The sequence below is a fragment of the Anaerosinus sp. genome (assembly GCF_965318445.1).
In genome coordinates this window covers 389700-409692 of record NZ_CBDNNH010000018.1, presented here as the reverse complement: position 1 = coordinate 409692, position 19993 = coordinate 389700, and the positions used below count along the sequence as shown (strand labels likewise).

The window sequence follows — 19993 nt, the reverse complement described above, 5'->3', positions numbered from 1 at the left end:
TGTGAAAATTATCATTGCACCGGATTCGTTTAAGGGGAGTTTGTCAGCGATTGCGGCGGTCAAAGCGATAGAATGTGGAATGAAGAGAATTTTTCCCGCTGCGGATTTCATAAAAATGCCGATTGCGGATGGTGGTGAGGGAACGCTTGATACGCTTGTTTATGCGACTGGCGGAAGCATTGAAAAAACAAAAGTTATGTCGCCAATTGGTGGAACGGTGGAGGCAAGATGGGGCATCTTAGGGGATGGCAAGACCGCAATCATTGAAATGGCAGAGGCCTCAGGGTTGACATTGGTTGAAGCGGCAAAATGTGATATCAATAAAGCGACGACCTACGGAACGGGACAATTGATGAGGGCGGCGCTTGAAAAAAATTTACATAAGATTATTGTTGCCATTGGCGGCAGTGCGACGAATGATGGCGGCTCAGGAATGGCACAGGCTTTAGGGGCTAAATTCTTAGACGAAAATGGAGAAAGTATAGCGTTTGGTGGAGCAGCATTAACTTCTTTGGCAAATGTTGATTTAAGCAAATTCGATAGAAGAATCGAGCAGGTGGAAGTAGTTGTCGCTTGCGATGTTGCAAATCCGTTATGTGGTGAAAATGGTGCATCAGCAGTATATGGACCGCAAAAAGGTGCAACAACTGATGATGTGCGAAATCTTGATTGCGCATTAGGCCATTATGCAGATATTATGACAAGGGTCACGGGGAAAGATTTTCGGAATAGCGATGGTGCGGGGGCGGCAGGAGGACTTGGAGCAGGACTTTTGTGGTTTACTGGGGCAAGGATGAAACGCGGAATTTCGCTTGTTATGGAAACGCTCAATTTTGCGGAAAAAATCAAAGAGGCTGATTTAGTCATTACGGGGGAAGGCCGTACAGACAAGCAAACCTTATGTGGAAAGGCACCAATTGGAATTGCTGAGATTGCGAAAGCGTATCATATTCCTGTTGTCTGTATCTCCGGCGCATTGGGCAAAGGGTATGAAGAAATTTTTAAGGGCGGCATTGATGGTGTACAAGCAATCCCACACCAACCAATGCAGTTAGAAGATTGTATGAAAAATGCCGAAGTGCTCCTCACGCTTGCCGCTGAACGAGTGGCGAGATTGATAAAAATAGGGCGAGAATTAAAGTGAAAATAGAAAAATAATCGGTAGATAGAAAGATTACTTAATTGAGTGTTTTATAATGAGTAAATATATTGATGATGTAAAATATTTCAATAATAAAGTTTTAGGGCGAGTAAAGAGGCATTAAAATTTATTTTTAAACGGTAATTGTTACAAGTATACGATTTTTTATTGACAAGAGAATTTGTTAGTGATATTATCTAAACCATAATTAAATGAGAAGCTCTTATCAAGAGAGGTCGAGGGACTGGCCCGATGAAACCCGGCAACCGGCAGAAATGCAGTGGTGCCAAATCCAGCAGGAGTATATTTCCTGGAGATGAGAGAAAAGTAGTGTATGAATGATAGGCTCTTTTCCTCACGGAAAAGAGCCTTTTTGTTTGACTGGAAATAATTTTAGGGGGGATTTTAAATGAGAAAAAAGTGGGTAGGGTTGATTTTGGCTATGGTGGCAGTTTTGAGTATGACGCTAATCTCGGGTTGTACTTCCGATAAAAATGCAGATCCTTCGGCGGAAAAAACATCAATAAAGGTTGGGGTAACGCCTGGACCTCATGCAGAGGTTATGGAGGTTGTACAAAAAGTAGCGGCGAAAGAGGGTTTAACTATTGAAATTATTGAGTTTAGTGATTATATTCAACCGAACGTCGCATTAAATCAAGGGGAGATTGATGTGAATAGTTATCAGCATCAGCCATTTCTTGATGCACAGGTGAAAGACCGTGGCTACAAAATCGAAACTTTGGCAAAAACAATTTTGTTCCCAATGGGGGTATATTCCAAAAATTTGACGGCGATTCAGCAAGTTCCGGAAAATGGTGTAATCGCGATACCTAATGATCCTAGTAACGGTGGCAGAGCGTTAAACATTTTAGAAAAAGCGGGTCTGATCAAGTTAAAAGAAAATGCTGGACTTAGTGCGACGGCAGCGGATATTGTGGAAAATCCGAAACATCTTGTAGTCAAGGAATTAGAAGCGGCGCAGATTCCATTATCGTTAAGTGATGTCAGCCTTGCAGTGATCAATACGAATTATGCAGTTTCCGCAGGGTTAGTACCAACGAAAGATGCATTGTTTTTAGAAGATGCAGCTTCACCCTATGCGAATATTTTAGTCGTTCGGTCAGCGGATAAAGAGAATATAGCTTATCAAAAATTTGTGAAGGCTTATCATTCAGAAGAAGTAAAACAATTTGTCAATGACCATTTTGCTGGTTCGGGAATTGCAACTTGGTAAATAGATTAAAGGAGTGAAAAAAGTTGATTCAGCTATCGAATATAGAAAAGATTTATGATGGAGCATCGGGCCCAGTTCACGCATTAAAAGGCATTAATCTTCATATTAAGCGCGGGGAAATTTATGGTGTTATTGGACTTAGCGGTGCAGGAAAAAGTACATTAATTCGGTGTATTAACATGTTAGAACGTCCGACAAAAGGAAAGGTCATTGTTGATGGCGAAGATTTGACAGCGATGTCAGATAGTCAGCTTAGAAAAGCGAGAAAAAGTATCGGCATGATTTTTCAGCATTTTAATCTGCTTTCTTCAGCTACTGTCTATGAAAATGTAGCGTTTCCATTAACATTAATCGGAACAAAAAAATCGGAGATAGCAAAAAAGGTTTTACCTTTGTTAGAATTGGTAGGACTTGCAGATAAAAAAGATCAATATCCTGCGCAACTAAGTGGTGGTCAGAAGCAAAGAGTAGGGATTGCGAGAGCTTTGGCAAGTGATCCGAAGGTGCTTTTATGCGATGAAGCAACTTCTGCGCTTGATCCACAAACGACGAAATCTATTTTGGAATTAATCCGTGATATTAATCAAAAATTGCAATTAACTGTAGTTTTAATTACCCATGAAATGCAGGTAATTAAAGAAATTTGTGATAATGTAGCTGTGATAGAAAATGGTGTGATTTGTGAGCAAGGGACAGTGCTGGATGTATTTACGAATCCACAGCAACCGATTACGAAAGAGTTTATCAGTGTCATTATCAGTCGTGATATTCCAGAGGCATTTAAAGATGCTAAGATATCGCAAATCCCAATTCCAAATAGTAGTTTATTAGTTCGCTTATCCTTTATCGGAAATTCGGCGGAAGAACCGGTAATATCCAGCTTAATTCGTCGCTTTGCCGTAGATACAAATATTATTTATGGAAATGTTGATCATATCAAGAGTACACCATATGGCACTTTGGTTCTTGAGATTACAGGTGAAGATGAAGAGATACAAAAATCATTGAATTATTTACAGGAAAGAAACTTAGGAATTGAGGTGATTGGCTATGTCGCAGGACATGATAATGCTATTAGCTAAAGGGTTATGGGAAACGACGTACATGGTCTGTGTATCCTCGCTTATTTCCGCATTGATTGGAATTCCGTTAGGGGTTATTCTCGTTACTACAGATAAGGGGCATATTTTAGAGAATTTATCCTTTAATCGAATTTTAGGTGCAGTGGTAAATGCTGCGCGGTCAACGCCATTCATTATTTTAATGGTTGCAATTATTCCATTGACTAGAATCATTGTAGGTACTTCTATTGGTACGGAGGCGGCTATGGTTCCGCTTACGTTGGCGGCAATTCCGTTTGTGGGTCGTATTATTGAAACTTCATTAAAAGAGGTTGAACATGGATTGATTGAAGCGGCGCAATCAATGGGGGCAACACCTTATCAAATTATTACGCGGGTGATGATTCCGGAGGCAATGCCATCTATTGTTTCGGGAATTACGATTACCGTGATTAACTTGATTAACTATTCTGCGATGGCTGGTGCAATCGGCGGCGGCGGACTCGGAGATTTAGCAATTCGTTACGGCTATCAACGGTTCCGTGGAGACGTGATGTTAACTACAGTTATTATTTTGATTATTCAAGTACAGTTGGTACAATCTATTGGGGATTATGTGGCAAATAAATTAAATAAACGTTAAGTTTTGGTATCCACAGCAGTTTTGCTGTTAAGATATAGAATTAAAATGGAGGGGACATATAGAATGAAAAAAATCACATTACTTTTGGTTTCGTTACTTATGGTTGTTATGGCTGTAGCAGGCTGTGGCACAAATGCACCTGCAGCAGATAAAGCGGCGGACAACAAGGTATTAAAAGTTGGCGCGACAGCGGTTCCGCATGCGGAAATTCTTGAGGTGGTAAAACCTATCTTAGAAAAGGAAGGCATTAAATTAGAAATCGTTGAGTTTAGCGATTATGTACAACCAAACTTAGCTGTTTCTGATAAGGAATTAGATGCAAACTTCTTCCAACATACACCTTATCTTGAAAAATTCTGCGCGGAACGCAATTTAAAATTAGTAAATGTTGCTGGTGTTCATCTTGAGCCAATGGGCATTTATTCAAAAAATATTAAAAATATTGCAGATACAAAAGATGGTGCTAAAGTAGGCATTCCAAATGACCCTACAAATGGCGGTCGTGCATTAGCACTACTTGCTAATGCAGGTTTAATTACATTAAAAGATGGCGTTGGCATTCATGCAACTGTACCAGATATCACGGCAAATCCGAAAAACTTAAAAATCAATGAACTTGAAGCAGCGCAATTGCCTCGTTCACTTGATGATTTGGATCTTGCTGTAATCAATACAAATTATGCACTTGAAGCAAACCTTGTACCGGCAAAAGACGCATTATTTATTGAACAAAATGATTCTCCTTATGTAAATATTTTAGTAGCACGTGCTGGGGATGAAAATCGTCCAGAAATTCAAAAACTAGCAGCTGCTTTAAAATCCGAAGAAGTGAAAAAATTTATCAATGAAAAATATAAAGGGGCTATATTGCCTGCATTCTAAATCATAAGAAATAGATGAGGAATAGGGGTGACCAAAGTTTTATTTTGGCCACCCCTTAATTTTTGCAAAAAAAGAAAGCATTATAGTTATGCTTTGCATAAGATAGGGTAATATTATTACGTTGAAACGAGGTGGAGTTGGTGTCTGAGGAAGAGAGAAAGCTAAGGCCGGCAAAATGGCAAAAACCAGAAGTAGAAGATACACGAACAAATCAAACTGAGATGAAGAGAGAGCCAGACTGGCAAAATCGACAAGAAAATATGTGTAGACCTCAACCAAGAGGATATTGTTATCCTAGAGTTGGGGCATTGCAAGGAGGATGCTATCCAGGTAGGTATATTGGGTGGTATCATCATCATAAATGTCCACCGCGACATCTTTGTTATCCGCGTGCTTATTATCAATATTAATTATTGTAGTTTATATATAGAGAGGTCGTTTTATTATCCTTACGATAATAAAACGACCTCTCTATATTATTAAATAATTGATGTAGACTATTTTTAATCCGGCTTTATTTGAAGAATAATTGACATAGTTATAGTAACGACTCCTACAGGTTTATATATTTCAAATCAAATTAAAGTATATTGTATACATTAATGGTTATTTATTAAATAATAGTAGGATAATTTATATTTATGTAGAATAAAATTAATATATGGTATACCACGTGTCAGTTGCCAGTTTTGCTAACTGATTATCGTTTTTACAAGGAGTCTTAAATGAAACTTAATCGCATTCCAAAAGTAATCTCATACAAAGAAAAAGCTTATAATGAAATTAAGAGTGCTATTTTAAATAACATTATTACAGCAAATGATATTTTGAATGAACGTTCTTTAGCAAATGATTTAGGCATCAGCCGGACACCGATACGGGAAGCATTACAGTTGTTGGAAAATGAAGGTTGGGTAGTAACGGAACCTTGTAAAGGTACAAGGGTTAAAGAAATTACCATTGATGATATTAGAGAAGTTTATGAGATGAGATTGGCCTTAGAGCCATATGCTATCAAATTAGCGATAAAAAATATAACAAAGAATGAGTTAGATCAATTAAGAAAAATTAGTGAAAGTCAATTACAATTGTGTGCTGGAATACATCCAGAAAACTTTACGGAAGCCGATATGAATTTTCATATGTCTATAAGTGCAATATCCAAAAACTCTCGGCTAATAAATACAATCAATAGTTTTATGGATATCATGGGAATGTATATCATACGAACGATTAAAAATGATAATCGCTATATTGATGCAGCAAAAGAGCATATTGATATTATTGATGCCGTATTAAAAAAAGATGTTTTAAGTGCAGAAAAGGCAGTTGCTAGTCATCTTGAAAAAGCTTATACGAGTATTCACCATTTTTTAATGGATAAAAATACTTAGATGCTATTTTTTTGCTTTTTGTGGTATGCCACATGTTGCATTTTACATGTTTTTAATATATTTGTTGCGAATTTTTATTAAGGGGGGTGGATAATCTAAGATTAAAAATTTATTGCAAAGGCGGCTGTCATTGCATTCACTACTAAAAACAAGGTAGTGAAGATATAGAAAGCTGTAGCTTTTTATATGGATCCCCAATATATCATGTTAGGAGAATGAGTTATGACAATTTCACAGATTCTTATGTTATTAACATTATTGCTAATGGTTTCTGGCCGCACACCGATTTATTTAACTGCTATTGTAGGATCTTCTATCGCTGCTATAGCTGCAGGATTTCCGTTGTCTGGCGGATCGGATGTTACTGTTTTAAAGCTTATCAATGGTGGATTGAATCCAGTAATTGCTGATATGGCAGGGGTATTGTTATTTATTGGAATAATGGAAAAGTCGGGATTTCTTGATATTGTAATCCGTAAAATAATGCAAGTTGGTACAAACCTTGGCGGTGCACCTGGGATTGCTGCTGCAGGAACCTTTGCTGCTGCTGTAATTGGTGCTTTGACTGGTTTTACTCAACCAGCGATAACTGCAGTTATTACTGGCCCAGCTGCGATTAAATTAGGTCTTAATCCGAGTAAGGTGGCTGGGTTACAAGCGCATGCTGGTCACTTTGGTAATTTTGCCGGTTTTACACATCCAACTCAAGTTGCAGTAGTGGCAACAGCAGCCATTGGTTTTGGTGCTATTAATGTTGTTGGTGCAATCGTAGGGTTATCAATTATTGCATTCAGTTTTTTCCGTTTACATCGCGAATTAAAAAGTACAGGTTTTAAATTAACCAAAGAGCAACTTTCTGAAATTGATGCAGTTACTTCTTCGAATTCTTCAACGTCCTTTTTAACGGCAATTGTTCCGTTTTTAGTTTTGTGTACAGGGTTTGTTTTAGGTTATCCTGTGTTCTTAATGGGAGCAGTCGCAGCAATTTTAGTATTAGTTTTAGCTAAGCTATCCTTGAATGAAGGTGAAGCTGCAATGCTACAAGGGGTTACTAAAATAGCAACTCCTTTAATCGCAACAATCGGCTTCTTATTTATGTCTGGGGTTATGAATAAAATTGGTTTAGTAAGTGTAATTTCTGATGTTCTTGGTCCGATTGTTTCAGTCGCACCAATTCAAGTAATGTTATTGGTATCAGCATTAACAGGTTTCTTTACGCAATCAAATGGTGCATCTGCCGCAATCGTAGTACCGTTTTTACAAGTTGTACTTGCAACTGGTGCAGATCCGTTAGCCGCGGCATGTGCGGCAGCTGGTGGTGCAGCTATTATGCAATACTTCTTGACTGGAGGACCTGTAGCAGCTTTATCAACTGTTATACCAGTAGTTCCAGGTTCAGAGTTAAAGGCTGCAAATAGATTCCAACGTCCAGCGATGCTATTTGGGTTAACAGTTTTATTTGTCATTACTTTATTTATCTAATAATTAATCTTAGAGAATATTCTCAGCTTCTATAAGTTGGAGTTAAGAGTGACTTGATTCAAAGAGCGTTAAGACTGTACTTGAATCAAGTCTTACTTTATATAAGGTGGTGAGTTTATTGCAAATAAATTTAAGTAATGAGAGAACAGGTATTATAGGTGTTGCTGGCCATGTTGGATGTGGACATTGTCATAGCCATAAGCAGTTTATTCAAGATGATTCTGTCGGGTTGGCGACGGTGTTAACCCTTTTTCAAGAAGCTACTCATTTATCTTTAAAGATCAAGGATGTTCGTAGTGTTACGGGAAGTCACAATTACGTTGAGGTTGAAACAGAATCAGGCGGTATTGGCAGAGCGACTGCTCGGCGTGGAATAACGATTCATGAAGCCGAACTTGTAAAAACATTGGTTGGAAAACAAGCAATCAATACTCATACTTTAGTTTTGGAAACATTCGGAAGAATCTATGGGCAAGGAATTCATGAAGTTCCTGTTGCAGTTCAAACCGCTATAGCTAATGCTGCTTTAGATAGCTTTGTCAAAAACTATCCGGATCATTTTATTAGTGGGTATGAAGATTTAATAGGTTCTTGTGGGCGAATCGCAGGGGCTGTTTTAGATATAAATGGAATACCTGTATCAGTGATTGGCACAGTGAATGCTTCTATTGGTGGTATTGGCCCGAATGAGGATATGGAAGGGAATATTGCCGTAGGAGTCAAAAAAGAAATAATGGAAAAGTTAGGCATGATTAGATTGCCAACGATTGTTGTTGAGGGAAAGGTATATTGGCCAGCTATGTCTGATAAATTAGATTGTCCGACTTTTTTAGTTCGTCAAGCTTCTGGAATAGACAATTGCGTTGTTGCTGATTGTATCTATCGTGCTGCTCAAACTTCTTTATTGCCAATAGAAATTAATGAAACTTCTCTACAAAGGGAAGTGGGGGCTTTAACCAATCATACGATTGCATTCAGCGAAAAGGTTATTGCTTTAGCTGAGCAATTAAAAACTGCGGAATTTTCCCAAAATAAAGTTAATATTCTAGCTGAACTTAGTGTGCTAGTTAGTCAAGATGGTGGGGGTATTAGCTTTATGAGTGACAAACTTTATGATATTGTTGGTGGAATAGGAATGCTGCCTGCAACTAGTGCTGTTTTTAGTTATATTGTTCCTCGTTCTTACTACGATAAATACATTGTTCCATTTGCTACGGAAGAAGATGTAAATCATTTTGTTAAAATTGTGAAAAAATCTGTCCAAGAATTGTATCAAGTATTGCCACATGCACTAACACAAGTGAATCAATCTGTTGATAAAGGCACGTTAGAATCCTTGGTCTTATTGAAAGGGTGAAATAAAATGCATGACAAAAAAGTTATTATTATAACTACAGGCGGGACAATCGCTATGCGCTATGATCCTGTGAAAAAAGGATTATGTCCCGCGGTTACGGGTCCTGAGCTTATAGAAGCCATTCCTGAATTGGCTGGCTTATGCTTGGTTGAAGTAGTAGAATTCTCTAATATACCAAGTCCGCATATGAATCCGCAATTAATGTTTAAATTGGCGCATCTTGTAGATGAGCTTGCTATGCGAGAAGATGTTGCTGGAATCGTTATTACACATGGAACAGATACCCTAGAAGAAACGGCATATATGTTAGATTTAACCGTAGAAACAAATAAACCGGTTTGCCTGACTGCTGCGATGCGGAGTTCAGCAGAATCAAGCCCGGATGGACCTAAAAATATTCTTTGCGCAGTTAAAGCTGCAATTTGCCCGAAGCTTGTTGATGCTGGTGTTGTAGTAGTAATGAATGAAGAAATTCATGCGGCAGTAGAAGTTACTAAGACGCATTCTGCAAATACAAAAACATTTGCCTCTCCTTTTTGGGGACCCGTTGGTTATGTAGATACTGATAAGGTGATTGTTCGTCGAAAATCGCTTACGCTGCAGAAAATACATACGAAAGAAATTATAGATGATGTATATCTTATTAAGGTTGTTGCAGGGTTAGATGACTTTTTCTTCCGTTGCTTGATTGAAAAAAAAGTAAAAGGTATAGTTGTCGAAGGACTGGGCAGAGGGAATGTTAATCCAGCAGTAAAGGCTGGTATCATTGCAGCAATTGACAGTGGGATTCCTGTTGTTCTTGCAACGAGAGTTTATAGTGGTAGAGTACTAGATACTTATGGTTATGATGGTGGTGTAAAATCATTTAAAGACTCGGGTGTTATTTTAGCTGGAGAGTTAACTGGTCAAAAAGCACGTCTAAAGCTAATGGTTGTTTTAGGTATAACAAATGATATGAAAGAGTTGGCAAGATATTTTGACAACTAATAAAATATTGGTTCCTAAAGAGGTATCGCGCTAAAAATTAGTGCGATACCTCTTTTTCATAAAAATAGCTCTAGACTACCAGAAATTTGAGTGTTTATTACTATATTTATGATGGTATATTTTCTTTGCCCGCTGGCTAAAGATAATTTTTGGTAAAAAGGTTTAAAATAATAAAATATTAGCAGGATTTTCCGTGGAAAGGTGAAATAATAGTATCGTTGTATTTTACAATTTTATTTTAAATTTTAATTAGAGATGGGAGAGGGATATGAACAGTTTTCGACTAACTAAAAATGCCATGCACCAATTGGCAACGGAGTATACAACTCCATTATTGGTAATATCTTTAGAGCAGATTGAGTATAATTATCGATTTTTGGCTAAATATTTGCCTCGAGTAAAAGTTTTTTATGCGGTAAAGGCAAATCCAAATGATGATATCGTCAAGAAGGCTGCTGAATTAGGGTCTTATTTTGATGTTGCATCTGATGGAGAAATGTTGCAATTAACTAGATTAGGTATTGGTGCGAACCGTATGGTATATGCGAATCCTTATAAGACGCCAAAAGGGCTTGCAGTAGCGAATCGTACGGGAGTGAATAAATTTACGTTTGACAGTGAAAGTGAAATCTATAAGATGGCAAAGGCAGTTCCAGGAGGAACGGTGCTTTTACGTGTCAGAGTAGATAATCCGAAAGCATTAGTCGATTTAAATAAAAAATTTGGAGCCGCGGTGGAAGATGTGCCGCGTTTATTGAGGATAGCGCGCGATCAAGGTCTTGATGTTGGAGGACTTTGCTTCCATGTTGGAAGTCAATCACCAACTGCAGAAGCGCATATAGAGGCACTTCATATTGTGAGAAATTTATTTGATAATGCACAAAAGGAAGGTTTTAAGCTTAGAATTCTAGACATTGGTGGAGGCCTTCCAATTCCAACATTAGATGCAAATATAGACCTTGCTAAAATAGCGGAAGATATAAATATAGCTTTGGAAGAATTATTTCCAGATACGGAAATATGGGCTGAACCTGGTCGTTTTATTTGTGGCACAGCGGTCAACTTAATTACTAGTGTGATTGGAACGCAGGAGCGTAATCATCAGAAATGGTATTTCCTTGATGATGGTCTTTATGGTAGTTTTTCTGGTGTGATTTTTGATCATTGGGAATATGAACTAGAGCCCTTTAAAGAAGGTGAATTATATCCGTCTACAGTAGCTGGCCCAAGCTGCGATTCATTGGATGTGTTATATAGGGATAGAATGATGCCTAAACTAGAAATAGGAGACTTGTTGTTAACTGCAAATTGTGGGGCATATACTTCGGCATCTGCTACAGAATTTAATGGATTTGCAAAAACTCCAATGATAATTTGGGAAGATGTTAAAAATAAAATAAAGTAAAGTTAGTTGAAAAGTCTATGATAAATAAGTGGATAACTTATTTGTTATAGACTTTTTCATATAAAAAACAATAGTTATCCACATTTTTATTCACATAGTGCATAAGTTTGTGGATAAGTTTGAGTATAAACCATAAAATAGTTAGGTTTTTAAGAAATATCTTGTGGATAAGAAATTATCCACAAAAATAAAATATGTGAATAACTTATGGTTTTATGTTGATTTATTATAGAATGATTTTTATCTTGATGTATTTTGAGGTATAATAAAAAATAATGTTTCAATTTGAAAAAGGATGATAAAATGTGTGATCTGGATGAAAAAACATTAGATAATATTATAAAAGAAACAATTCACGCAATGGAAAATGGAAAGACACAAATCTTTGAAATTTATGAAGCGGCTTGCAATGAAGTAAAAAATGTTAAAAAAGACATTGAAGAGTTAAAAAAAATGGCAGAAGAGATTATTAATAAAGTTGATGATCATGAAAAAAAAGAACGCCTTGCTAGGATGAAATTAGCGCAGGTAAGCTGTAATTTTAAGCTTTATAATGAAACGGATATAAAAATATGTTATGAAGAAGCCAGACAAATTCAAATTCAGGTGGCTGTTCTACGAGAGCAAGAACAAAGTATGCGAAAAAAGCGTGATGAAATGGAAATTCGCCTTAAACAATTGATGGGAACGGTAGAAAAGGCGAAGCAGCTCGTTTCACAAGTTGGTGTGGTATTAGGATATTTAAGTGCCCAGATGGGTGCAGTTGCAACGAAAATGGAGGAAATGAATCAGGAGAAATTACTTGGTGCTACGATTATTAAAGCGCAAGAGGATGAAAGGCTGAGAATTTCGCGTGAGATTCATGATGGGCCGGCACAAATGATGGCAAACGTTGTTTATCGGACGGATATTTGTGAGCGGTTATTGGCTATGGATACAGAAAAGGTGCGTGAAGAACTACATGATCTTAAGGCGCAGGTACGCAATTGCTTGACGGAAACGAGGAAGATCATTTTTGATTTACGGCCGATGGGACTGGACGATTTAGGTTTGGTAGCAACAATTTTTCACTTTTTAGAAAAGTTTGAAGAACGCAATCATCTCATTGTTGATTTTAATGTGATTGGAGAAGAGGTGCGCCTGGCAAGACATATTGAAATAGGTGTATTTCGTGTAGTTCAAGAGGGAATAAATAATATTCATAAACACGCACAAGTAGATCAAGCAAAATTGGTGGTCGAATTTCATCATGAATATTTGTCTATTACTGTTGAGGATGAAGGGATTGGTTTCAATGAAGATGATGTTGATGTGCATGAAGGAGAATGCTATGGGTTGCTTGGGATGAAAGAGCGTATTTCTTTGCTGAAGGGCAGATTAACGATTATTTCAAAAGCATTTGAAGGAACAAAATTAAGAATTTTAATCCCGTTGCTGGACAAAGAATAGCAAAGGAGCTTGCTGGTGAACGAAAAGCAGAAAACAGTGCCGATACTTACGGCAATGAAACGATATGTAGAAGATGGTGCAGTTGGATTTCATACGCCGGGGCATAAGCAGGGTAAAGGAATGGATGCGGAATTTTTTGATTTAGTTACGCCGCTTGGATTAAAAACCGAAGTGTCTTTAATGGAAGAGTTGGATGATTTACATGAACCGGCGATGTGTATTAAAGAAGCACAGGATTTAGCTGCTGAGCTTTATAACGCCGACTCCAGCTATTTTGTTATCAATGGAACAACAGGCGCAATTCACGCGATGATTATGGCGGCAGTAAATCCGGGAGATAAAATTATTATTCCGCGCAATGCGCATAGGTCTGTGATTGGTGGGGTCATTTTAAGCGGAGCAGAGCCGATTTTTGTTTTACCAGAAGTGGATATAGAGCTGGGAATCGCGATGGCAGTATCACCGGAGCAAATTGAGCATGCGATAAAAGAACATCCTGATGCAAAAGCTGTATTAGTTGTGTATCCAACTTATTATGGCGTGGCTTCTGATATAGAGAAAATCGCTTCCATTGTACATAAAAATAAAATGCTGTTACTTGTAGATGAAGCGCATGGACCTCATTTAAAATTTAGTAATTGTTTGCCGATGCAGGCAATGGATGCAGGCGCTGATATTGTTGCGCAGAGCACACATAAGATTTTGGGAGCTATGACACAATGCTCAATGCTTCATGCACGTCATCACCGTATTGATGTGCAAAAATTGAAGACGATGATTAGTTTAGTTCAATCGACGAGCCCTAATTATTTACTTCTAGCATCTTTGGATGTAGCACGGCGGCAAATGGCGGTTGAAGGAAAAGCTTTATTAAAGCGAGCCGTTGATTTATCCATTTGGCTTAGAAATGAAATCAATAAAATTGAGGGACTTTATTGCTTTGGAGAAGAAAAGTTAGGTTCGCAGGGCGCATATGCACTTGATATTACGAAGCTGACTGTCACCGTTAAGGGACTCTATATGACAGGTGCAGAAGCTGAAAAAATTTTACGCTACAAATATAAAATCCAAGTAGAATTATCTGATTTATACAATATTTTGTTTATTCTTTCCTATGCGGATGGTCAAAGAGAAGCAGAAACATTATTAATGGCATTGCGTAAGCTGGCTGAAGAGGTAAACCAAAATTCTACTTCAATAAATACTTTAGCCTGTGCGATTTATCCATATAAAATTTTAACAAAACAATCACCTCGTCAAGCATTATTTGCAGTGAAGAGAAAAATGCCATTTCACGAATCGACTGGATATATCTGTGGGGAAGTGATTACTTTTTATCCACCGGGTATTCCACTGATATGTCCAGGCGAAGTGATTACGCAGGAGTTAATAGATTATTGTAAAATGATGCAGCAGAGTGGATTAAAGGTAGTGGGTCCTAATGATGCATCGCTTACGACAATTCAAGTTGTTGCTGAATAATTTATCCGAGGGTTAACGGATCTGATTTCAGTGGGAGCTAAAAAACATACTGAAAGAGCATTATTTATTTTTTAAGGTGGTGTGACGGTGGGAAAGATATTTTGCTTGATAGGAAAAAGCAGTTCAGGAAAAGATACGATATTTAAAAAAATATTGAACGAATTGAATATGGAATTAAAACCTGTTGTCACGTATACAACACGCCCTAAACGAAATCATGAAGTTGAAGGAAAAGAATATTATTTCATCAATGAGGAAAAAGTTCAAGCATATGAAAAGAGCGGATGTTTAATAGAGAAGCGCATTTATCATACGGTAGATGGAGATTGGATATATTGTACAGTCGATGATGGGCAGTTTGATTTGCAAAAATATAGTTATCTCATGATAGGAACGTTAGAGGTATATCAAAGTCTTCAAGAATTCTTTGGGAAAAGAGCGATTGTTCCATTATATCTGCATATAGATGATGGAGTTCGATTAGAACGTGCATTATTCCGCGAGCGACAGCAGGAAAATCCAAATTATGAAGAGGTATGTCGACGTTTTTTAGCAGATAGTGCAGACTTTAGTAACGCGAAGCTTGTGAAATGTGGGATTGATGAACATTTTCAAAACCATGATTTGAGAGAATGTATGAAGAGGATAAAAGCATTTATTTTAGAAGTGATAAAAAACAAATAGTTTACTTGAGTAAAAGATGCAATTTGATTGCATCTTTTTTATCTATTAGGATACAGATGGGAGGAAAAATGTTCTGCATCAAATTTTGCATTATATAAAAAGGATTTTTTAGGAAAAGAGAATAGGTTAGGTAATAAGATTGATTGCTTATTTTAAATAAAGGAATTATAATTTAAAGTAGGTGTATCTATCAAAGTTTCTGGAAGGTGGATTAGAATGAAAGTTAGTAATATGGGGGCGCGAAGTTCATTCCCTGTTGGTGAACATGATGCGAACTCTAAAATAGGGAAAAAAACGAGTCCATTTTCATCTGAACTTACGCATAGCCAAGATGAGATCTCTCTAGAGCGTTTGAACGAACTGCTTGAAAAGATTGATAAGCAAGGGGCTAAACTGACGCAAACACCGACTTATTCGGAATTAAAATCATATCGTGATTTAGTAAAAACTTTTGTTGGCGAAGCTGTATCGAGAATGTATACGATTAACTCGCAGACTGGATGGGATAGGCAAGGTAGACAAAAGGTGTATACGACGATAAAAAAAGTAGATTCTGTTTTAGAGAGTATGACAGAGGATATTCGGACTGGACAAGCTACAAATTTATCTATCGTAGCTAAGCAAGATGCAATTCGTGGTATGCTTGTTGATTTATATATGTGATGGTGCTGAAAATGAATTGGCATGATGTAATCGGGCACGAAGATGTAATTGCTGAGTTAGAAGCGATAATGAAGCAGGGGCGAATGCCTCACGCAGTTTTATTCATCGGACCGGAGGGGATTGGAAAACAATTGGTTGCGAGAATTATGGCGGCGTCACTTTTTTGTGAAAAGCAAAATGGAACCCCTTGCGGAGAATGCTTTCCTTGTCGGCAGTTTTTCAGCAATCAACATCCGGACTTTTTCTTTTTATCCCCAGAGGGCAATAGTATAAAAATTGAGCAAATTCGTCAGTTGCAGGGTGAAATTTCTTTAAGTCCGTATTTAGCTGATAAACGGATTGTCATTATTGATAAAGCAGAATTAATGACGGTGCAGTCAGCGAATAGTTTATTAAAGACGTTAGAAGAGCCGCAAGGCGATGTTATTTTCATTCTACTTGCACATAGCCGGCAGAGTTTGTTGGATACGATTTTATCCAGATGCCAAGTGTTTAATTTTCAGCCATTAAAAGTTTCTGCATTAGCACAAGCTTTATTGTCTCATGGCATTGATAAGGATAAAGTGGAGATTCTCGCTCGATTATCAGATGGGAGTATGGGAAAAGCATTAGAACTCTGGGAAAAAGATGGGCTGCAGCTTCGTAAGCAGGCTATAGAAGTTCTTGATTGTATAGATCTGGATGATATTTGGCGAGTGAGTACGGCTTTAAGTGAATTGGAGCGCAATCGCTTATTAGCGGTGTTAGAATATCTCAGTATGTTATGGCGTGATATGCTGGTATTGCATGACGAGTGTAATGGTGAATTAATATATAACATAGATATGAAAGAAATCTTAAATAATAAAAGTGATGCATGGCCAGCAAGACGGCTTTTGGCGGCGTTGCAACTACTTAGTAAAGTGCGTATGTCATTAAAGGCGAATGCAAATGCTAGACTTGCGATGGAATCATTTTTATTAAAATTAAGAGATTTATAAGGAGGCTGCATGTGCAAACGGTAGTTGGTGTACGCTTTAAAAAAGCGGGTAAAATATATTATTTTGATCCTGGTGAGCTAAACATTTTAGAAATGGACGATGTCATCGTTGAAACTGCACGCGGAGTGGAATATGGTCAAGTTGTTATCGGACCGCGTGAGGTGGAAGAAGACCAATTGGTGCTACCATTAAAAACAGTGCAACGAAAAGCTACAGAGGCCGACTTGGCAAAAGTAGAAGAAAACAGGCGCAAGGAAAAAGAGGGGTTTGCAATTTGCGAAAAGAAAATTGCTGCTCATAATTTGCCAATGAAATTAATTGATGTAGAGTATACGTTTGATGTAAACAAAATTATTTTCTATTTTACTGCTGATGGAAGAATTGACTTTAGAGATCTTGTTAAGGATTTAGCAGCGGTTTTTAGAACGAGAATTGAACTCAGACAGATTGGTGTTCGTGATGAAGCAAAATTGATGGGCGGTATTGGCTGTTGTGGTCGTCCGCTTTGTTGTGCTACGTTTCTTGGAGATTTTGAGCCAGTATCTATTCGAATGGCAAAAGAACAGAATTTATCGTTAAACCCGACAAAAATTTCAGGTATTTGTGGCCGTCTGATGTGCTGCTTGAAATACGAAAATGATTGTTATTGTTCATGCTCTTGTAAAAAAATTGTTGCACCGAAACAGGGGAGTAGGGTCATTACGATAGATGGTGAAGGTAAAGTAATTTCCGTGAACAATCAACGAAAAACAGCAACGATTTTACTTGATGATAATAAAACAATTGTAACTTCATGGGAAGATGTCGTTGAAAAGGATTGATTTTCTGTTAGCAGATGGCGAACGTTTAGATGATTTGCAAATTGATGGGTTAAAGGTGATTCAACATAAAGATCAATTTCGTTTCTCTGTAGATGCAGTATTATTATCACATTTTGCGCACTTGAAGAAAAAGTCACGTGTAATAGATTTAGGGACGGGTACAGGCGTTATTCCGCTATTATTAACAACACGTGGCGCAGATAATATTACGGGAATAGAAATTAACGCTGTGATGGCTGATTTAGCCAAGCGCAGCGTTAAATACAATCAATTGGAAGACAAAATTAAAATTGTGCAGTGGGACTTACGTGAAATTCGGAATTTGTTTCAAGCAAGTATGTTTGATTTAGTTGTGGCAAATCCACCTTATCGTCCCGTTAAGCAGGGGAAAATCAGTGAACTTGATGCGGTTGCTATAGCACGTCATGAGGTGTCTGCAACGCTTGAAGATGTAGTAATGACTGCGAGATATTTATTGAATATGCGTGGTCGCTTTGCAATGGTTCATTTACCGGAACGTTTAACTGAGATTATTGTCGTAATGCATTCGGTAGGGATTGAGCCTAAACGTTTGCAATTTGTGCATAGTAAAATGGGGAAGAAGCCTGTGTTGGTTCTCATTGAGGGAGTTGTTGGTGCTAGGTCTGGACTAATAGTAGAAAAACCGTTTACGATTTATAACGAAGATGGTTCCTATCATAAGGACATTATGGAATATTACGCGAGATAATTTACAAATAAAAATGGACATACTATAATGGAGATGCAAGTATACTTTGTCTTGCGAAGATGGTATGCTAAACATTAAAAGACAAAGAGAATGTCAGCGTTTGATTTTGCGACATTCTCTTTTTGTATTGCAAATATATTTTGAGCAGAAAATAGGAGAGTCAAATGGCTGGAATTTTATACTTATGTGCTACCCCAATAGGTAATTTAGAAGATATGACGTTTCGAGCAGCTAGAGTATTAGGGGAAGTGGACTTTATTGCTGCGGAGGATACACGGCATACGAGAAAGTTATTAACACATTTTGATTTGCATACACCGTTAATTAGTTATCATGAGCATAATAAATTCGAACGAGGACCAGAATTAATTTCCATGCTCCTGGAGGGGAAAAATATCGCGGTGGTAAGTGATGCTGGATTACCGGGGATTGCAGATCCAGGCAGTCACTTAGCACAGCTTGCAATTGAAGAGGGCATTATTGTAACGCCGCTCCCGGGAGCAAATGCAGCATTGTCCGGACTTATTTGTTCTGGGCTTGATACGACAAGTTTTTTATTCGTTGGTTTTTTACCGAAGACGAGTAGAAAGCGGCGGGAAGTATTAGAGTCTATTGTATCATCAAAAGCAACATTGTTATTTTATGAATCACCACATCGATTAAAAGATACGCTAAAAGAATGTATTACTGTTTTAGGAGAGCGAAAAGCGGTTGCATGTCGAGAATTGACGAAGAAATTTGAGGAATTCGTGCGAGGAACACTTTCTTCTTTACAAGAACATTTTCAAAATAATCAGCCTCGCGGTGAATTTACTTTAATTATTGAGGGCAATACTAAAGACGAAGAAGATTTTGAACAATCAGCCGGAGAGATTTCCTTACAGGATGCTGTAGAGCAATTAATAAAACAAGGTGCAGATAAGAAAACGGCGATGAAAGAAGTGGCAGTAAAGTATAAAGTTTCAAAGCGGGATGTATATCAGGCTTTATTGGGAAAATAAAAAAGTACCCTGAAAATTGGCGGGTATAAGCCAATCTTTCGGGTACTTTTTGAAATATGTATTGGGGGAATTACATGGAAGGTTGAGCCATTGCTTCTAAGCACTCAGAGCAAATGTTTTTTCCTTTGAATTTTGTAACTTTATCTGCATTACCGCAGAAAACACATGCGCAAGATGGTTCATATTTGCGAAGTATAATGCGGTCTTGATCTACATAAATTTCTAAAGCGTCTTTTTCTTCAATAGCAAGTGTACGGCGTAACTCGATAGGAATAACCACTCTTCCAAGTTCGTCTACTTTACGTACAATACCAGTTGATTTCATCATATATTCTCTCCTTTATATTCAACAACATTCGACAATTTGTGTCTAAATAAATAGTACCAGACATTACATTTGTTGTCAACCCTGTTTTTCCCAAAAAAAACAAATAAACTGTCTATTTTCTTATTTATGGGGGAAATATTTGTAAATTAACGACATTAATATGTAGAATTTTGTCGAAAGTGTAATTAATTTGAGATGAATGTATTATAATTACTCGAAAAGAATGAATCTGAATTGCCAGTCAAAAAAATTTTTCGCTTAAATTATAG

20 protein-coding genes and 1 riboswitch are annotated in these 19993 nt (G+C 37.5%); of the genes, 19 read left to right on the top strand and 1 reads right to left on the bottom strand.

Annotated features, from left to right (window positions below):
- The first annotated feature begins 1 nt into the window (after position 1).
- The 19 genes from ACWZFG_RS10150 to rsmI all read left to right on the top strand — a co-directional run bounded on the left by ACWZFG_RS10150 (position 2) and on the right by rsmI (position 19396).
- Positions 2 to 1144 (top strand): glycerate kinase, encoded by a 1143-nt coding sequence (locus ACWZFG_RS10150; RefSeq protein ID WP_455577578.1) that lies wholly within the window; start codon positions 2 to 4, stop codon positions 1142 to 1144.
- Positions 1145 to 1361: 217 nt separating this feature from the next.
- Positions 1362 to 1464: riboswitch (SAM riboswitch) on the top strand.
- An 86-nt stretch (positions 1465 to 1550) separates the two neighbouring features.
- Positions 1551 to 2375, top strand: a complete 825-nt coding sequence (locus tag ACWZFG_RS10145) for a MetQ/NlpA family ABC transporter substrate-binding protein (RefSeq protein WP_177503553.1) — start codon at positions 1551 to 1553, stop codon at positions 2373 to 2375.
- A 23-nt stretch (positions 2376 to 2398) separates the two neighbouring features.
- Positions 2399 to 3457 (top strand): methionine ABC transporter ATP-binding protein, encoded by a 1059-nt coding sequence (locus ACWZFG_RS10140; protein ID WP_455577577.1) that lies wholly within the window; start codon positions 2399 to 2401, stop codon positions 3455 to 3457.
- Entirely contained in the window at positions 3426 to 4079 is a 654-nt protein-coding gene (locus ACWZFG_RS10135) for a methionine ABC transporter permease (protein ID WP_147667243.1), read from the top strand. The genes ACWZFG_RS10140 and ACWZFG_RS10135 overlap by 32 nt, the downstream gene beginning before the upstream one ends.
- Positions 4080 to 4142: 63 nt before the next feature.
- The gene (locus ACWZFG_RS10130; RefSeq protein ID WP_177503557.1) at positions 4143 to 4961 is read left to right on the top strand and encodes a MetQ/NlpA family ABC transporter substrate-binding protein; all 819 of its coding nucleotides are present in this window, start codon (positions 4143 to 4145) and stop codon (positions 4959 to 4961) included.
- Between the two features lie 131 nt (positions 4962 to 5092).
- The gene (locus tag ACWZFG_RS10125) at positions 5093 to 5371 is read left to right on the top strand and encodes a hypothetical protein (RefSeq protein ID WP_455577576.1); all 279 of its coding nucleotides are present in this window, start codon (positions 5093 to 5095) and stop codon (positions 5369 to 5371) included.
- A gap of 315 nt (positions 5372 to 5686) precedes the next feature.
- Positions 5687 to 6355 carry a GntR family transcriptional regulator gene (locus ACWZFG_RS10120; protein WP_177503561.1) on the top strand — a complete coding sequence of 223 codons (669 nt, stop codon included), beginning with the start codon at positions 5687 to 5689 and terminating at the stop codon, positions 6353 to 6355.
- Between the two features lie 222 nt (positions 6356 to 6577).
- Entirely contained in the window at positions 6578 to 7837 is a 1260-nt protein-coding gene (locus ACWZFG_RS10115; RefSeq protein WP_418626602.1) for a hypothetical protein, read from the top strand.
- Positions 7838 to 7955: 118 nt separating this feature from the next.
- A complete protein-coding gene (locus tag ACWZFG_RS10110) occupies positions 7956 to 9194 on the top strand; it encodes a hypothetical protein (protein WP_177503563.1) in 1239 nt (412 codons plus the stop codon).
- Between the two features lie 6 nt (positions 9195 to 9200).
- A complete protein-coding gene (locus ACWZFG_RS10105; protein WP_177503566.1) occupies positions 9201 to 10181 on the top strand; it encodes an asparaginase in 981 nt (326 codons plus the stop codon).
- Positions 10182 to 10449: 268 nt separating this feature from the next.
- Positions 10450 to 11586: a type III PLP-dependent enzyme gene (locus tag ACWZFG_RS10100; RefSeq protein WP_177503568.1), complete on the top strand. Its 1137-nt coding sequence runs from the start codon at positions 10450 to 10452 to the stop codon at positions 11584 to 11586.
- A gap of 303 nt (positions 11587 to 11889) precedes the next feature.
- A complete protein-coding gene (locus ACWZFG_RS10095; RefSeq protein WP_455577575.1) occupies positions 11890 to 13035 on the top strand; it encodes a sensor histidine kinase in 1146 nt (381 codons plus the stop codon).
- 54 nt (positions 13036 to 13089) lie between these two features.
- Positions 13090 to 14517, top strand: a complete 1428-nt coding sequence (locus ACWZFG_RS10090; protein WP_455577592.1) for an aminotransferase class I/II-fold pyridoxal phosphate-dependent enzyme — start codon at positions 13090 to 13092, stop codon at positions 14515 to 14517.
- A gap of 87 nt (positions 14518 to 14604) precedes the next feature.
- Positions 14605 to 15201: a hypothetical protein gene (locus ACWZFG_RS10085; protein ID WP_455577574.1), complete on the top strand. Its 597-nt coding sequence runs from the start codon at positions 14605 to 14607 to the stop codon at positions 15199 to 15201.
- A gap of 216 nt (positions 15202 to 15417) precedes the next feature.
- On the top strand, positions 15418 to 15864 hold the full coding sequence (locus ACWZFG_RS10080; RefSeq protein WP_177503575.1) for a YaaR family protein: 447 nt from the start codon (positions 15418 to 15420) through the stop codon (positions 15862 to 15864).
- Positions 15865 to 15875: 11 nt separating this feature from the next.
- Positions 15876 to 16844 (top strand): DNA polymerase III subunit delta', encoded by a 969-nt coding sequence (gene holB / locus ACWZFG_RS10075; protein ID WP_177503578.1) that lies wholly within the window; start codon positions 15876 to 15878, stop codon positions 16842 to 16844.
- An 11-nt stretch (positions 16845 to 16855) separates the two neighbouring features.
- On the top strand, positions 16856 to 17665 hold the full coding sequence (locus ACWZFG_RS10070) for a PSP1 domain-containing protein (protein WP_147667226.1): 810 nt from the start codon (positions 16856 to 16858) through the stop codon (positions 17663 to 17665).
- Positions 17652 to 18395 (top strand): tRNA1(Val) (adenine(37)-N6)-methyltransferase, encoded by a 744-nt coding sequence (locus ACWZFG_RS10065; RefSeq protein WP_418626603.1) that lies wholly within the window; start codon positions 17652 to 17654, stop codon positions 18393 to 18395. Before ACWZFG_RS10070 ends, ACWZFG_RS10065 begins: the two co-directional genes overlap by 14 nt.
- 164 nt (positions 18396 to 18559) lie before the next feature.
- The gene (rsmI, locus tag ACWZFG_RS10060) at positions 18560 to 19396 is read left to right on the top strand and encodes a 16S rRNA (cytidine(1402)-2'-O)-methyltransferase (RefSeq protein ID WP_177503583.1); all 837 of its coding nucleotides are present in this window, start codon (positions 18560 to 18562) and stop codon (positions 19394 to 19396) included.
- Between the two features lie 70 nt (positions 19397 to 19466).
- On the opposite strand, the gene ACWZFG_RS10055 is transcribed toward rsmI, so the two are convergent.
- Complete coding sequence (locus ACWZFG_RS10055) at positions 19467 to 19721, bottom strand: AbrB/MazE/SpoVT family DNA-binding domain-containing protein (protein WP_177503845.1); 255 nt, start codon at positions 19719 to 19721, stop codon at positions 19467 to 19469.
- Positions 19722 to 19993 lie beyond the last annotated feature (272 nt).

What these genes read in the sequence shown, in the direction of transcription:
- ACWZFG_RS10145 (WP_177503553.1), top strand. Translation starts at nt 1,551, where the DNA reads ATGAGAAAAAAGTGGGTAGGGTTGATTTTGGCTATGGTGGCAGTTTTG.
- ACWZFG_RS10135 (WP_147667243.1), top strand. Translation starts at nt 3,426, where the DNA reads ATGTCGCAGGACATGATAATGCTATTAGCTAAAGGGTTATGGGAAACG.
- ACWZFG_RS10130 (WP_177503557.1), top strand. Translation starts at nt 4,143, where the DNA reads ATGAAAAAAATCACATTACTTTTGGTTTCGTTACTTATGGTTGTTATG.
- ACWZFG_RS10120 (WP_177503561.1), top strand. Translation starts at nt 5,687, where the DNA reads ATGAAACTTAATCGCATTCCAAAAGTAATCTCATACAAAGAAAAAGCT.
- ACWZFG_RS10115 (WP_418626602.1), top strand. Translation starts at nt 6,578, where the DNA reads ATGACAATTTCACAGATTCTTATGTTATTAACATTATTGCTAATGGTT.
- ACWZFG_RS10105 (WP_177503566.1), top strand. Translation starts at nt 9,201, where the DNA reads ATGCATGACAAAAAAGTTATTATTATAACTACAGGCGGGACAATCGCT.
- ACWZFG_RS10100 (WP_177503568.1), top strand. Translation starts at nt 10,450, where the DNA reads ATGAACAGTTTTCGACTAACTAAAAATGCCATGCACCAATTGGCAACG.
- ACWZFG_RS10095 (WP_455577575.1), top strand. Translation starts at nt 11,890, where the DNA reads ATGTGTGATCTGGATGAAAAAACATTAGATAATATTATAAAAGAAACA.
- ACWZFG_RS10090 (WP_455577592.1), top strand. Translation starts at nt 13,090, where the DNA reads ATGAAACGATATGTAGAAGATGGTGCAGTTGGATTTCATACGCCGGGG.
- ACWZFG_RS10080 (WP_177503575.1), top strand. Translation starts at nt 15,418, where the DNA reads ATGAAAGTTAGTAATATGGGGGCGCGAAGTTCATTCCCTGTTGGTGAA.
- holB (WP_177503578.1), top strand. Translation starts at nt 15,876, where the DNA reads ATGAATTGGCATGATGTAATCGGGCACGAAGATGTAATTGCTGAGTTA.
- rsmI (WP_177503583.1), top strand. Translation starts at nt 18,560, where the DNA reads ATGGCTGGAATTTTATACTTATGTGCTACCCCAATAGGTAATTTAGAA.
- ACWZFG_RS10055 (WP_177503845.1), bottom strand. Translation starts at nt 19,721, where the DNA reads ATGAAATCAACTGGTATTGTACGTAAAGTAGACGAACTTGGAAGAGTG.